Here is a 12,968-nt window from a genome sequence, read left to right as displayed (position 1 = left end):
TTGACCCCGCCGCCCGCCCCGGAAAAACGACAGACGAACGGACAACCCAAAACAAGGGCAAGGGGTGCCCATTCCCCACGGGTCCGCCCGTTAGCGGTCCGGCGCCGGGGGCGGCGGCCCAACCCGCCCTCCGGGCGGGAAGCCCCACCTTCACCCACCCGGAAGGTGCAAGAGACGGGCCTGCCGGGAGGGCACCCCACACCGCTACGCGCTCCTGCCGTCTCAGTGTCCCCGTCTGGTCGCTGGCCGGACATAGACCGCCCAAGGGCGGAGGGCCATCCGCCTCGTTGGCGGCCCCTGGAGTCCTTTGGGGCGTGGTGGGTCGCTAGTGAGCGCCAGACGGTCCTGGAATGAGGCAAGGAGACCGGTCGAGCCCAAAAGGCTCGCGATATGCCCCATTTGGGGCGCTTTGACACCCCTCTCGTCCGCCCACTGGCCGCCTGACTGCAATCCACGACGCGCCAGACGGTCTTTCGTTGCGGACATCGACCCCAGACGGCCTTTCGGCCGCCGGGACCGCCGGAGCGCGTAGCGATCGATGGCGGCCTATGTCCGGCCACCGACCGCACGGGGACACTTTGCCGAGTGGAGCGCGTAGCGGTGTGGGGTGCCCCTTGGCGGCCCGCCTGATGCACCTTCCGGGCGGGTGAAGGTGGGGCTTCCCGCCCGGAGGGCGGAATCGGCCGCCGCCCCGGCCCCGGCGGGCAGCCGGGCAGGGCCGCATCCCTTGCTGGACCCCTTGCCCTTGTTTTGGGTTGTCCGGTCGTCTGTCGTTTTTCCGGGGACGGCCGCCCTGTCAAGGGTGGCCGAAGGCCATCGCGAAGCGACGCGACGAAGGAGCGCCCTTGACAGGGCGGACGGCCACGGAAGGACGATGGGACGGACGGGCAACCACCCCGACGCACCCAACGCCACCGCCCGAGTGAGCCCACCCACCCCACCCCCGCCCGGCCTCCAACACCCCCGCCCGAGCATGCCCACCCGCCCCCACCCCACCCGCCGCCCGCGCCCCCCGACCCGGCACCCCCGCTCACCCCTAGTGGTGGAAGCCCGAGCGGCGCGGGGTCGCCGGTGGCGGGGGTGGGGCGGTGGTGAGGTGGGTGACGGCGTGGGCGATGTCGGTGGCCAGCAGGGCGATCTGGTCGCGGGTCACCCCGTGGCGGATCAGGACGCGCTGGATGACGGTGTCGTCGCGGTCGGCCGGCAGGGGGTACGAGGGGACCTGCCAGCCCCGCATGCGCAGCCGGTCGGAGAGGTCGTAGAGGGTGAACCCGGCGGAGGCAGGGTCGGAGAGGGTGTAGGAGACGGCGGGTAGGGCGCCCTGGCCGTCGTAGAGCAGGGTGAACGGGCCGAGTTCCGCGATCCGGCCCGCCAGGTAGCGGGCGGTGTCGGCGCAGGCCTCGTGGACCCGGCGGTAGCCGGCCCGGCCGAGGCGCAGGAAGAGGTAGTACTGGGCGATGACCTCGCCGCCCGGGCGGGAGAAGTTGAGGGCGAAGGTGGGCATGTCGCCGCCGAGGTAGTCGACCCGGAAGACCAGGTCCTCGGGGAGCAGGTCGGCGGTGCGCCAGACGATCCAGCCGACGCCGAGCGGGGCGAGGCCGTACTTGTGGCCGGAGGTGTTGACCGAGGCGACGCGGGGCAGCCGGAAGTCCCAGACGACGTCGGGGTGGAGGAAGGGCGCGACGAGGCCGCCGCTGGCGGCGTCCACGTGCACGGGGACGTCCCAGCCGTGTTCGGCCTGGATCCGGTCGAGTTCGGCGGCGATGTCGGCGACCGGTTCGTAGTCGCAGGTGTAGGTGACGCCGAGGATGGCGACGACGCCGATGGTGTTCTCGTCCACGTGGGCGGCGAGCTGGTGGGGGCGCAGTCCCGTGGCGCCGGGTTCCAGCGGGACCTGGCGCAGTTCCACGTCGAAGTAGCGGGCGAACTTCTCCCAGCAGACCTGGACCGGGCCGCAGACCAGGTTGGGGCGGTCGGCGGGCTTGCCCTCGGCCTGCCGGCGGGCGCGCCAGCGCCATTTGAGGGCGAGTCCGCCGAGCATGGCGGCCTCGCTGGAGCCGGTGGTTGAGCAGCCGGTCGCGGGGGTGGCGCCGTCGGAGCCGGGCGGGGCGTTCCACAGGTCGGCGAGGATGTTCACGCAGCGCGCCTCGATCTCGGCGGTCTGCGGGTACTCGTCCTTGTCGATCATGTTCTTGTCAAGGCACTCGTTCATCAGGCGGTGGACTTCGTCCTCCGACCAGGTGGTGCAGAAGGTGGCGAGGTTCTGTGCCGCGTTGCCGTCGAGCAGGAGTTCGTTGCGGAGGAGCGAGTAGACCGTCGCGGCGGGCGCGTGGTCGTCGGGCATCCGGTGTTTCGGGAGGACCTGACCGCCGAGCGCGGTGGTGAAGACGTCGCTGCCGGGATCCTGGGCGTCCGGGTTCTTCATCTCATGAAGCGCCATGTCCGGACTATAGATGACATGTCGCCAGGTGGGCTTCCGGCCGACTCGGGGGCTGTGACCCCGCCCACCCGACCCCCTTCACACCGGAGGATCTCCTGTCGAGTAGGCTCCTGCCGGAAGATCTTCCCGTTCGGGCCACTGGAGCCGGTCCGGACGGGAAGATCACCATATGTGTTTAACCGGCAACTTATCGTGGCCTGTCCGATTATCGGTGAGGTCGGGTGGTGGCGCTGGTACTCCTTCCACTCATGAACATGATCACCAGGCGTCGCGCCCTGAGCGCCTCGGCCGGGACCCTGACGGCCGTCGGCCTCGCCGGCATCGCCCACGCGGCCACCGCCGCCCCGGACCCCTCGTCCCGCCCCGGCCCGTCATCCGCGACCGGCCCCGCCACCCCCGCCTTCCCCGCCGCCGGCCAGGTCGACGAGGTCTACCTCGGCCGCCGGATACGGATAACCCCCGCCGCCTCCGGCGGGCACGGCGGACACGGCGGCCACCACGGCCCCGCGGCCCCCACCGTCAGCATCGACGGCCGCGAACTGCACGTGATGCGCAACGCCGACGGCAGCTGGATCAGCGTCGTCAACCACTACGAGACCTTCCCCGACCTGCGTGCGCTGGCGCGCGCCGCCGTCCGAGAGCTCCAGGGCGCCACCCTCGTCCCGTTCGGCGGTGCGGCATGACCGTCCGCAAGAACCAGGCCGCGCTCACCGCCGCCGAGAAGAAGGCCTTCACCACCGCCCTGCTGGAGCTCAAGCGGACCGGGGTCTACGACCGGTTCGTCACCACCCACAACGGCTTCATCATGGGCGACACCGACAGCGGGGACCGGGTGGGACACCGCTCCCCCTCCTTCCTGCCCTGGCACCGCCGCTTCCTGATCGAGTTCGAGCAGGAGCTCCAGAAGGTGGACCCGGCCGTCGCCCTGCCCTACTGGGACTGGACCGCCGACCGCACCCCCCGCTCCTCCCTGTGGGCCGCCGACTTCCTCGGCGGCACCGGCCGGGCCCGCGACGGACAGGTGACGGACGGCCCGTTCGCGTACTCCGGCGGCAAGTGGGAGATGCGGGTCCAGGTGGACGGGCGGCCCTACCTGCGGCGCGCCCTCGGCGCCGGCACCGCGCAGCTGCCCACCCGCGCCGAGGTGGAGACCGTGCTGGCGATGGCCGAGTACGACTCCTCCCCCTGGAACAGCTCCTCGGCGGGCTTCCGCAACCACCTGGAGGGCTGGCGGGGCGCCAACCTGCACAACCGGGTGCACGTGTGGGTGGGCGGCCAGATGGCCACCGGGGTCTCCCCCAACGACCCGGTGTTCTGGATGCACCACGCGTACGTGGACAAGCTCTGGGCCGAGTGGCAGGCCCGGCACCCCGGGTCGCCCTACCTGCCCGCGGGCGGGACGCCGAACGTGGTCGACCTGAACGACACCATGCGGCCGTGGAACGACGTCACCCCGGCCGACATGCTGGACCACCGGAAGTTCTACACGTTCGACACCGAACCGGCCTCCGCCAGCCAGCGGTAGGTCAGCTCCGGGCGGCCCACCTGCCCGTACCGCGGGGCGCGGGCCGCGAGGCCGGTGTCCACGAGGTGCTCCAGGTAGCGGCGGGCGGTGATCCGGGAGATGCCCGCCGCCCCGGCGGCGCCGGCCGCGGTGAGCCCCTCCGGGGCCTCCTTCAGCAGGGCGCAGACCCGGTCCAGGGTGGGGGCGCTCAGCCCCTTGGGCAGCGCGGCCGGGCGGGGTGCCCGCAGGGCCGCCAGCGCCCGGTCCACGTCGTCCTGGCCGGCCGCCTCGCCGGCCGAAGCGGCCGCGCGGAACTCGGCGTAGCGCAGCAGCCGTTCGCGCAGGGTGGCGAAGGCGAACGGCTTCAGCACGTACTGCACGACGCCCAGCGAGACGCTCTCCCGGACCACGGCGAGGTCCCGCGCCGAGGTCACCACCATGACGTCGGCGGGGTGCCCGGCGGCCCGCAGCCCGCGGGCGAACCGGAGGCCGTGCCCGTCGGGCAGGGTGAGGTCCAGCAGCAGCAGGTCCACCGGGGTCCGGTCCAGCACCCGGGTGGCCCCGGCCAGCGAGTGGACGGCGCCGACGGCGGTGAACCCCGGGACCCGGCCGACGTACAGGGCGTGCGCGTCGGCGGCCACCGGGTCGTCCTCGACGACCAGCACCCGCACCGGCCCGGCCGCGCCCGTGACACCCGGCGTACCCCACGGGCCCTGTGCGCCCGGCGTGCCCGGCGGGCTCGTCACGCCGGTCCCCCCGTCGCCAGTGGCAGCCGTACGGTGAACTCGGCGCCACCGCCCGGCCCTTCGGTGGCGGTGGCGCGACCACCGTGGCGTTCGGCGGCCTGCCGGACCAGGGCGAGGCCCAGGCCCCGGCCCTCGCCCTTGCCGGACCAGCCGCGCCGGAACACGTCGGCGCCGGGAGGCAGGCCCGGGCCGTTGTCGGCGACCCGCAGCAGCAGGGCCCGGCCGTCGGAGCGGGCGGTCACCTCGATGCGCGCGCCGGGGGTGCCGGTCAGCGCGTCGACGGCGTTGTCGATCAGGTTGCCGAGGACGGTGACCAGGTCGCGGGCGGGCGGCACCCCGGGGACGCCCGCCAGGCTGCGGCTGTCGGGGGTGACCACCAGCTCCACGCCCCGCTCGTGGGCCTGCGCCGCCTTGCCCAGCAGCAGGGCGGCCAGCACCGGCTCGCCGACCGAGGTGAGGACCTGGTCGGTGAGCGCCTGGGACAGCTCCAGCTCGGCGGTGGCGAACTCCACCGCCTCCCCGGTACGGCCGAGTTCGATCAGCGAGACCACGGTGTGGAGCCGGTTGGCCGCCTCGTGGGCCTGCGACCGCAGGGCGCGGGTGAAACCGCGCTCGTGGTCGAGCTCACCGGTCAGGGCCTGGAGCGCGGTGTGGTCCCGCAGGGTGACCACGGTGCCGCGCCGGCCGCCGCCCGCCACCGGCGAGCTGTTGACCACGAGCACCCGCTCCGCGGTCAGGTGCACCTCGTCCACCCGCTCCCGGTCGGCGAGGAGCGCGCCGGTCAGCGGGGCCGGCAGCCCCAGGTCCGCGACCCCGCGCCCGACCAGGTCCCCGCGCAGCCCGAGGAGTTCCCGGCCGGCGTCGTTGATCAGGGAGATCCTGCGCTGCCCGTCGAGCATCAGCAGGCCCTCGCGGACGGCGTGCAGGGCCGCCTGGTGGTAGTCGTGCATCCGGCTGAGCTCCGCCGCGTTCATGCCGTGGGTGTGGCGGCGCAGCCGGGCGTTGATCACGTAGGTGCCGGCGCCGCCGAGGGCCAGGGCCCCGGCCGCGACCCACGCCAGGGCGGCGAGCCGGCCGCCGAGCCGGTCGCTGATCGCGCGGACGGTGATGCCGGCGCTGACCAGTCCGATGATCCGGTCGCCGTCGCGCAGCGGGGTGACCACGCGGATGGACGGCCCCAGGGTGCCCGTGTAGGTCTCGCTGAAGGTCTCGCCGCGCAGCGCGGGGCCGGTGTTGCCGAGGAACCGCTCGCCGATGCGGCGCGGGTCGGGGTGGGTCCAGCGCCGGCCGTCCGGGGCCATGATCGTGACGAAGTCGACGCCGGAGTCGGCCCGGACCCGGTCGGCGTACGGCTGGAGCGCGGCCGAGGGGTCGGCGGGGGTGCCGGGGCGCCCGGCGGCGAGCCGGTCGGCCTCGCGCACGGCGTCCCGTACGGACGGGGAGTCGGCCACGGCGCGGGCCACCGCCCCGGCCTGGCGTTCGGCGGCCTCCTCGGCCTGGCGGTGGGCTCCGGCGTACGCGAAGACCGCGCACCCGGCGACGACGACCGCGACCAGCACCACCTGCATGGCGAAGAGCTGGCCGGCCAGGCTGCGCGGACGGGGGATGCGGAACATGGCGCTCAGTGTGCACCGGGCCGTGAACTCAATGAACGCAAGGGTGACCGGGGTCACAGCCTGCGACATGGTCTCCCGGAACGCATTCGCAACACCGGGAGGCATCGTGGCTGCCAGGCGGGACAGGACCCACTATCTCTACATCGCGGTGATCGCCGCGGTGGTGCTGGGCATCGTGACGGGCTTCGCCGCGCCCGGGGTCGCCGTTGAACTGAAGCCGCTCGGCACCGGCTTCGTGAACCTGATCAAGATGATGATCTCGCCGGTGATCTTCTGCACGATCGTGCTGGGGGTCGGCTCGGTACGCAAGGCCGCCAAGGTCGGTGCGGTGGGCGGGCTGGCGCTCGGCTACTTCATGGTGATGTCCACCGTGGCGCTGGCCATCGGTCTGCTGGTGGGGAACCTGCTGGAGCCGGGCAGCGGGCTGGAGCTGACCGAGGCGGTGCGCAGCGCGGGCGAGAAGCAGGCCGAGGCGGGCGGGGCCGAGTCGACCGCGGACTTCTTGCTGGGCATCGTCCCGACCACGCTGGTGTCGGCGTTCACCGGGGGTGAGGTGCTGCAGACGCTGCTGGTGGCGCTGTTGTGCGGGTTCGCGCTCCAGGCGATGGGGGCCGCGGGCGAGCCGCTGCTGCGCGGGATCGGGCACGTGCAGACGCTGGTCTTCCGGGTGCTCGCGATGATCATGTGGGTGGCGCCCGTGGGCGCGTTCGGGGCGATCGCGGCGGTGGTGGGCGCGACCGGGGTGGACGCCCTGAAGTCCCTGGCCGTGATCATGCTGGGGTTCTACGCCACCTGTCTGGTGTTCGTGTTCCTGGTGCTGGGCACGTTGCTGCGGGTCTGTACGGGGATCAGCGTGTTCGCGCTGCTGAAGTACCTGGGCCGGGAGTTCCTGCTGATCCTGTCCACCTCCTCCTCGGAGTCGGCGCTGCCGCGGCTGATCGCGAAGATGGAGCACCTGGGGGTGTCGAAGCCGGTCACCGGCATCACGGTGCCGACCGGGTACTCGTTCAACCTGGACGGGACGGCGATCTACCTGACGATGGCCTCGCTGTTCGTCGCCGAGGCGATGGGCAGTCCGCTGTCGCTCGGGGAGCAGGTGTCGCTGCTGCTGTTCATGGTGATCGCCTCGAAGGGCGCGGCGGGCGTGACCGGGGCGGGCCTGGCGACGCTGGCGGGCGGCCTGCAGTCGCACCGGCCCGAACTGGTCGACGGGGTGGGCCTGATCGTGGGCATCGACCGGTTCATGAGCGAGGCTCGGGCGCTGACCAACTTCGCGGGCAACGCGGTGGCGACGGTGCTGGTGGGCACCTGGACCGGGGAGTTCGACCGCGCCCGGGCGGCGGAAGTCCTCGGCGGGCGGCTGCCGTTCGACGAGCGGACCCTTTCGGACTCCGGCCACGGCCCCGCCGCCGCGGACGCCGTTCCCGCCCAGCCGGGGGGCGACGGCAAGGAGTCCGTCCCGGCCGCCACCTCCGCCTGATCCCCGCCGGGGATCGCACGGTCCCCTCCGCCGCGGGCCGGCTGACCCGAACCACGGCCGCGGCGGGGGCCGGTGTGCCCCCACCCCCTCCCCACGGGGGCGGCGCACCCGCAACACCCGGCCGGGCAGGGCGCGCCCCCATGGCGCCCCGCCCGGCCGGTCCGGTGCCGTCGGGCGCCGTCGGGGGAGCGGCCGGAGTGCCGGGCAACAGATCGTTTTCAGCCAACCCGTGCGAAACGTACGTGCGGTGAAAGGTACTTCCCTCAGCGGGTCTCTCTCTGCAATCTTGCGTCCACCACTCGTTTCGTACGACCCGGTAGGTGCCACCAGCACCACCGGGTCATCGGAGGACGCATTGATACCCCACATATCCAGCCGCCCCCGACGTACCCTCGCGGCCCTCGCCGCGATCGGCGCCGCCATGGCGTTCACGGCTCCGGCCGCCATCGCCGACACCGGCATGGGCGCCCTCCGCGGCGCCGGTGCCTCCGCCCGGGCCGCGGCCCCGGCAGCCCAGAGTGCGACCTGGGCCGCCGGCACCCGCGCCTACCTCGTGATCACCGCCCCCGGGGACACCTCCGCGGTGCGGGCCGCCGTCACCGCCAACGGCGGTACGGTCTTCCACCACTTCGACGCCATCGGCGTCATCGTGGCCCACTCCACCTCCAGCACCTTCGCCGCCACCATGCGCGGGGTGAGCGGGGTGCAGAAGGTCGGCGCCACCCGTACCTCCGACGTCCCGGCCGACGCCTACAACCCGGCGCTGCCCGCCAACCCGTCGCAGTCGGCGGCGCCTTCGACCGAGCCGGTCCGCTCGGACATGACCCAGATCAAGGCCGACCAGGCGTGGGCCGTCACCACCGGCTCCGCCTCCGTGAAGGTCGGCATCCTGGACACCGGCGTCGACGACCAGCACCAGGACCTCGCGCCGAACTTCAACGCGGCCGACTCGGTGTCCTGCGCCTACGGCAAGCCCGACACCCGGGCGGGTGCCTGGCGCGACGTCGACACGCACGGCACGCACGTGGCCGGTACGGTCGCGGCCGCCAAGAACGGCAAGGGCGCCATCGGCGTCGCGCCGGGCGTGAAGATCTCCTCGGTCCGCATCGCCGAGCCGGGCAGCACCCTGTTCTTCCCGGAGAACACCATCTGCGGGCTCGTCTGGTCCGGTGACCGCGGCTTCAAGGTCACCAACAACAGCTACTACACCGACCCGTGGCAGTTCAACTGCCCGAACGACCTCGACCAGGCCGCCATCCTGGAGGGCGTCGGCCGCGCCCAGAAGTACGCCGAGGGCAAGGGTTCGCTGCAGGTCGCCGCGGCGGGCAACGCCAACTACGACCTGGCCAACAAGACCACCGACACCTCGAGCCCGAACGACTCGACCCCGGTGACCCGCACCATCACCAACGACTGCCTGGACATCCCGGCCGAGCTGCCGGGCGTGGTCACGGTCGCGGCGAACGGCACCAACGGCACCTCCAAGGCGTCCTTCTCGAACTTCGGCCGGGACGTCATCGAGGTCTCCGCGCCCGGCGAGTCCGTGTACAGCACCGTCCCCGGCGGCAAGTACTCGTCGCTGAGCGGCACTTCGATGGCCTCCCCGCACGTGGCGGGCGTGGCGGCGCTGATGGCCAGCGCCAACCCGTCGTACACGCCGGCCGACATCCGGACCAAGCTGGGCGAGCAGGCCACGGACCTGGCCTGCCCGTCCGACGGCCGGTGCACCGGGACCACGGCGAAGAACAGCTTCTTCGGCGAGGGCCGGGTCGACGCCCTCAAGGCGGTGTCCGGCACCACCCCGCCGCCCGGGAAGTACTTCGAGAACCTGACCGACGTCGCCATCGCCGACAACACCACCGTGGAGAGCTCCCTCACGGTCAGCGGGGTCACGGGCAACGCCCCGGCCACCCTCAAGGTGGGCGTGGACATCAAGCACACCTACATCGGCGACCTCAAGGTCGACCTGGTGGCGCCGGACGGCACCGTCTACACCCTGCACAACCGCAGCGGCGGCGGCACGGACAACATCGCCCAGACCTACACCGTCAACGCCTCCTCCGAGGTCGCGAACGGCACCTGGAAGCTCCGTGTGAACGACAACGCCAACGCCGACACCGGCCGGATCGACGCCTGGAACCTCACCTTCTGACAGGCGCGTGACGTCCTGATCCACCGGCGGCCGCGGCGGGTGCCACACCCGCCGCGGCCGTCATCCCCTCCGGGTCCGCAGGACGCAGTCCCCGCACAGGCCGCCGCCCGGCGCCCGGTAGTACAGGCAGCAGCTGCGGCGCACGAAGGCCACGCCCAGCCCGAGCTCGTGCACGAAGGTCCCGGTGCCGGCGAGCGGGCCGGACCCCAGCAGCGCGGCGACGGCGGGCACGGCGACCGGCTCGGCGCCGGGCATCCGGTTCAGCAGCTCGCGCAGGGCGCCGGCCAGCCCCGAGGCGGAGTTCCCGCGCAGGGTGTGCGCCGAGACCCGGTAGCGGCGGCGGAGGGTCTCCTGCAGACCGTCCAGGTGGGCGAGGACCGTCCCGCCCAGCTCGCCGCCGGGCCGTGACCCGGGGTCGGGCAGCCAGAGCTCCACCGACCGCCCCTCCGGCAGCCGCCACCACACCCGCCCGGGGTCCAGCTCGGGCACCCGTCCGGTCAGCGCGAGGGCGCCCAGCCCCAGCGACCACATCCGGGCCGCGAGCCCGAACTGCAGGGTGGACGCGGCCACCCGGTCGTCGGCGCCGCCCATCCGGCGGCCGACCTCCCCGACGTAACCCTCCAGCGGCGGCCCGCCGGCGTACAGCTCGGCGAGGGTGCGGAACCCGCCCCCGGCCGGCTCGTCCCCGCAGCTCACGGTGAAGAACTGGCCCACCCCGGCGAGCCGGCCCAGCGCCTCTTCCATCCCCGTGTCCATTCCCCTGCCCACGTCCGCTCCCCCAGCCGTCCCCGTGCCCACGGGCCCGATCATGTCAGGTGACGGTGCCGCCCCTCCCCGGCAGGGACACCACGGAAATCCCGGGCCGGGCCGCCGCCTCTGCCAGGACCCGGCGGAATGACGCATCTCCCCCACCACCAGGGGCACCGCGCCCGCCACCAGCAGCAGCCCGGGTTCCCCGCGGCCCGCGGCGGTCGGCGAGCGCCCCCAGCGGGATGCCCGCGACCGAGCCGACGGCCCACGCGAGGGTCAGTCCGATGCCGATCCAGGCCGGTGGGAGACCCGCCACCCGGGTGAAGCAGAGAACCGAACACACGTAGTAGGCGCCGTCCCCCACGGAACTGCTCGACCGGGCGGCGGCCAGGCGGCGCGGGACGCCGGGCGCTCCGGGGGAGGATCCGTGTCGTCGTCACCCGCCGAGTCCGTCAGCGGCGTGGCCCGCCCGACAGGGCGGCACGGGCCGGTCGGGCGGGCCACACAGCCGGCCGCCGCCGGGGGCGTCCCGCGTCGCCTCAGAGGGCCGTCAGGAAGTCCAGCAGGGCGCGGTTGAAGGACTCCGGCTGCTCCACGCCCGGCAGGTGCCCCGCGTTCTCGATCACCACCAGCCGCGAGTCGGGGATCAGGGCGTGCAGCCGCTCGGCCTCCTCGACCGGGGTGTACTCGTCGTCGGCGCCGACCAGCACCAGGCACGGCACCGGGCAGGCCGCCAGCACCGGCCGGTAGTCGGGCCGCTCGGCGCGCCCGCGCAGGGCCGCGGCCGCACCCTCCGGGTCGGTGCCGCGCATCATGCCGTCCACGTGGGCGGCGGCCTCCGGCATTCCGGTGACGTTGTAGGGCGCCAGCATCCTGCCGATCACCTCGTCGGCGTACGGCCCCATCCCCTCGGAGACCAGCCGGTCCGCCAGTTCACGGCGGAACTTCCGGCCCTCCTCCGTCTCCGGGGCGGGAGACGTGTCGGAGAGGACCAGCGCCCGGACCCGCCCGGGGTGGCGGCGCAGCACCTCCATGGCGATCTGCCCGCCCATCGACACGCCGCAGACCACCGCACGGCCGATGCCGAGGTGGTCGAGGACGGCGATCAGGTCGTCGGCGAACACCTCGAAGGGGGTGACGCCCGGCACGACCCCGCTCTCTCCGTAACCCCGCAGGTCAGGGGCGATGACCCGGTGTCCGGCGGCCGCCAGTGCGGCCGTCTGGAGGCGCCACAGGGTGCGGTCGAAGGGGTGTCCGTGAACCATCAGTACGGGCGGGCCGGCCTCCGGACCGCACTCCTCGAAAAACAGTGTTGTGCCGTTCACAGCAAGGGGGTTCATGGGATCAAGGTAAACGGTTACATTGAGCCACTCGCGCGTTCACCTGACCGCCGGTTCCCTTTCATCCGCGTTTTCCTCGTGGAGTGCTGTCAGGAGCGCAAGATGTTCCACCACCCATCATTCGAAGGACCGAAGGCTCCGTGCCCGTACCCGTACTCCTCGCCGGCCGCACCACGCGGCTCGAGCCCCTCGCCCCCCACCACGCTGAGGCCCTGGCCCTCGCCGGGGCCGAGGATCGTACGACTTACGCCTTCACTCCGGTACCCCACGGTCTGGAGGCGGCCCTTTCGTACATCGAGCGTGCCCTCTCCGATCAGGCCGCGGGCCGGTCGCTCCCGTTCGCGGTCGTCAGAGCCACTGACGACGTGGTGGTCGGCTCGACCCGCTTCCTGGAACTCGACTACTGGCAGGGCCCCCTGGTGTGGCCTTCCGTGCCCGGCGTCCCCTACGGCGATCCGATGACGGCGGTGCCCGACGCCGCCGAGATCGGCAACACCTGGCTGGCGCCGGGGGCCCAGGGGACGGGCATCAACACCGAGGCGAAGCTGCTCATGCTCCGCCACGCCTTCGAAACCTGGGGCGTCCGGCGGATCTCGCTCCGCGCGGACGCCCGGAACACCCGCTCCCGGGCCGCCATGGAACGCCTCGGCCTGACCTGCGAGGGGGTGCGCCGGGCCCATTCGCGGGGACTCGACGGCGCCGTGCGCAGTACGGCGTTCTACTCGGTCCTCGACGAGGAGTGGCCGACCGTACGGTCGATCATCGAGCTGCGGCTCGCCGCCCGGGCCCCGGCCCGCCGGCGCCGCCGCAAGACGCTGGTTCCGGCGTAACGGTCCTGCGCGGCCCCCCGCCCCGGCGGGGGCCGCGCCCGTCCGGTGCCCGGCCGAGGGCAACGTACTGCCCTCGGCCCGGCCAAGAACGGGACAAGAACGGGAAAAGT

General features: G+C 73.3%; 10 protein-coding genes and 1 pseudogene. 5 read left to right on the top strand and 6 right to left on the bottom strand.

Annotated features, from left to right (window positions below; translation table 11 throughout):
* Positions 1-1,036: 1,036 nt before the first annotated feature.
* On the bottom strand, positions 1,037-2,440 hold the full coding sequence (locus tag ACFY61_RS31400) for a glutamate decarboxylase (RefSeq protein WP_389477725.1): 1,404 nt from the start codon (positions 2,438-2,440) through the stop codon (positions 1,037-1,039).
* Positions 2,441-2,688: 248 nt separating this feature from the next.
* On the opposite strand from ACFY61_RS31400, the gene ACFY61_RS31395 reads away from it, so the two are divergent.
* The gene (locus ACFY61_RS31395) at positions 2,689-3,123 is read left to right on the top strand and encodes a tyrosinase family oxidase copper chaperone (protein WP_389477723.1); all 435 of its coding nucleotides are present in this window, start codon (positions 2,689-2,691) and stop codon (positions 3,121-3,123) included.
* Entirely contained in the window at positions 3,120-3,965 is an 846-nt protein-coding gene (locus tag ACFY61_RS31390; RefSeq protein WP_389477720.1) for a tyrosinase family protein, read from the top strand. The genes ACFY61_RS31395 and ACFY61_RS31390 overlap by 4 nt, the downstream gene beginning before the upstream one ends.
* Here the strand turns inward: ACFY61_RS31390 and ACFY61_RS31385 are convergent.
* Complete coding sequence (locus tag ACFY61_RS31385; RefSeq protein WP_389477739.1) at positions 3,923-4,615, bottom strand: response regulator; 693 nt, start codon at positions 4,613-4,615, stop codon at positions 3,923-3,925. The genes ACFY61_RS31390 and ACFY61_RS31385 overlap by 43 nt on opposite strands.
* A 71-nt stretch (positions 4,616-4,686) precedes the next feature.
* Positions 4,687-6,306 carry an ATP-binding protein gene (locus tag ACFY61_RS31380; RefSeq protein WP_389477717.1) on the bottom strand — a complete coding sequence of 540 codons (1,620 nt, stop codon included), beginning with the start codon at positions 6,304-6,306 and terminating at the stop codon, positions 4,687-4,689.
* Between the two features lie 67 nt (positions 6,307-6,373).
* Here ACFY61_RS31380 and ACFY61_RS31375 point away from each other — a divergent pair, with 67 nt between their 5' ends.
* Together ACFY61_RS31375 and ACFY61_RS31370 are read left to right on the top strand one after the other, a co-directional pair.
* The gene (locus ACFY61_RS31375) at positions 6,374-7,786 is read left to right on the top strand and encodes a cation:dicarboxylate symporter family transporter (RefSeq protein WP_389477737.1); all 1,413 of its coding nucleotides are present in this window, start codon (positions 6,374-6,376) and stop codon (positions 7,784-7,786) included.
* A 421-nt stretch (positions 7,787-8,207) separates the two neighbouring features.
* Positions 8,208-9,938 carry a S8 family serine peptidase gene (locus ACFY61_RS31370; protein WP_389477735.1) on the top strand — a complete coding sequence of 577 codons (1,731 nt, stop codon included), beginning with the start codon at positions 8,208-8,210 and terminating at the stop codon, positions 9,936-9,938.
* A 60-nt stretch (positions 9,939-9,998) separates the two neighbouring features.
* Here ACFY61_RS31370 and ACFY61_RS31365 read toward each other — a convergent pair whose 3' ends face one another.
* From ACFY61_RS31365 to ACFY61_RS31355, 3 genes and pseudogenes are all read right to left on the bottom strand, one after another.
* Positions 9,999-10,682 carry a (2Fe-2S)-binding protein gene (locus ACFY61_RS31365; protein WP_389477715.1) on the bottom strand — a complete coding sequence of 228 codons (684 nt, stop codon included), beginning with the start codon at positions 10,680-10,682 and terminating at the stop codon, positions 9,999-10,001.
* A gap of 205 nt (positions 10,683-10,887) precedes the next feature.
* Positions 10,888-11,079 (bottom strand): annotated as a pseudogene (locus tag ACFY61_RS31360) (MFS transporter); the annotation flags it as partial.
* A 148-nt stretch (positions 11,080-11,227) separates the two neighbouring features.
* Positions 11,228-12,028 (bottom strand): alpha/beta fold hydrolase, encoded by an 801-nt coding sequence (locus tag ACFY61_RS31355; RefSeq protein ID WP_389477713.1) that lies wholly within the window; start codon positions 12,026-12,028, stop codon positions 11,228-11,230.
* Positions 12,029-12,168: 140 nt separating this feature from the next.
* Between ACFY61_RS31355 and ACFY61_RS31350 the strand changes: the two genes are divergently transcribed.
* Positions 12,169-12,858, top strand: a complete 690-nt coding sequence (locus tag ACFY61_RS31350) for a GNAT family N-acetyltransferase (protein WP_389477710.1) — start codon at positions 12,169-12,171, stop codon at positions 12,856-12,858.
* Positions 12,859-12,968: the final 110 nt, after the last annotated feature.

This window comes from Streptomyces sp. NPDC012888 (assembly GCF_042900645.1).
GTDB lineage: Bacteria > Actinomycetota > Actinomycetes > Streptomycetales > Streptomycetaceae > Streptomyces.
Note: the sequence above shows the minus strand (reverse complement) of the source record. Positions and strands in the feature narration are given on the sequence as shown.

What these genes read in the sequence shown, in the direction of transcription:
- ACFY61_RS31400 (WP_389477725.1), bottom strand. Translation starts at nt 2,440, where the DNA reads ATGGCGCTTCATGAGATGAAGAACCCGGACGCCCAGGATCCCGGCAGC.
- ACFY61_RS31395 (WP_389477723.1), top strand. Translation starts at nt 2,689, where the DNA reads ATGAACATGATCACCAGGCGTCGCGCCCTGAGCGCCTCGGCCGGGACC.
- ACFY61_RS31390 (WP_389477720.1), top strand. Translation starts at nt 3,120, where the DNA reads ATGACCGTCCGCAAGAACCAGGCCGCGCTCACCGCCGCCGAGAAGAAG.
- ACFY61_RS31380 (WP_389477717.1), bottom strand. Translation starts at nt 6,306, where the DNA reads ATGTTCCGCATCCCCCGTCCGCGCAGCCTGGCCGGCCAGCTCTTCGCC.
- ACFY61_RS31375 (WP_389477737.1), top strand. Translation starts at nt 6,374, where the DNA reads ATGGTCTCCCGGAACGCATTCGCAACACCGGGAGGCATCGTGGCTGCC.
- ACFY61_RS31370 (WP_389477735.1), top strand. Translation starts at nt 8,208, where the DNA reads ATGGCGTTCACGGCTCCGGCCGCCATCGCCGACACCGGCATGGGCGCC.
- ACFY61_RS31365 (WP_389477715.1), bottom strand. Translation starts at nt 10,682, where the DNA reads ATGGAAGAGGCGCTGGGCCGGCTCGCCGGGGTGGGCCAGTTCTTCACC.
- ACFY61_RS31355 (WP_389477713.1), bottom strand. Translation starts at nt 12,028, where the DNA reads ATGAACCCCCTTGCTGTGAACGGCACAACACTGTTTTTCGAGGAGTGC.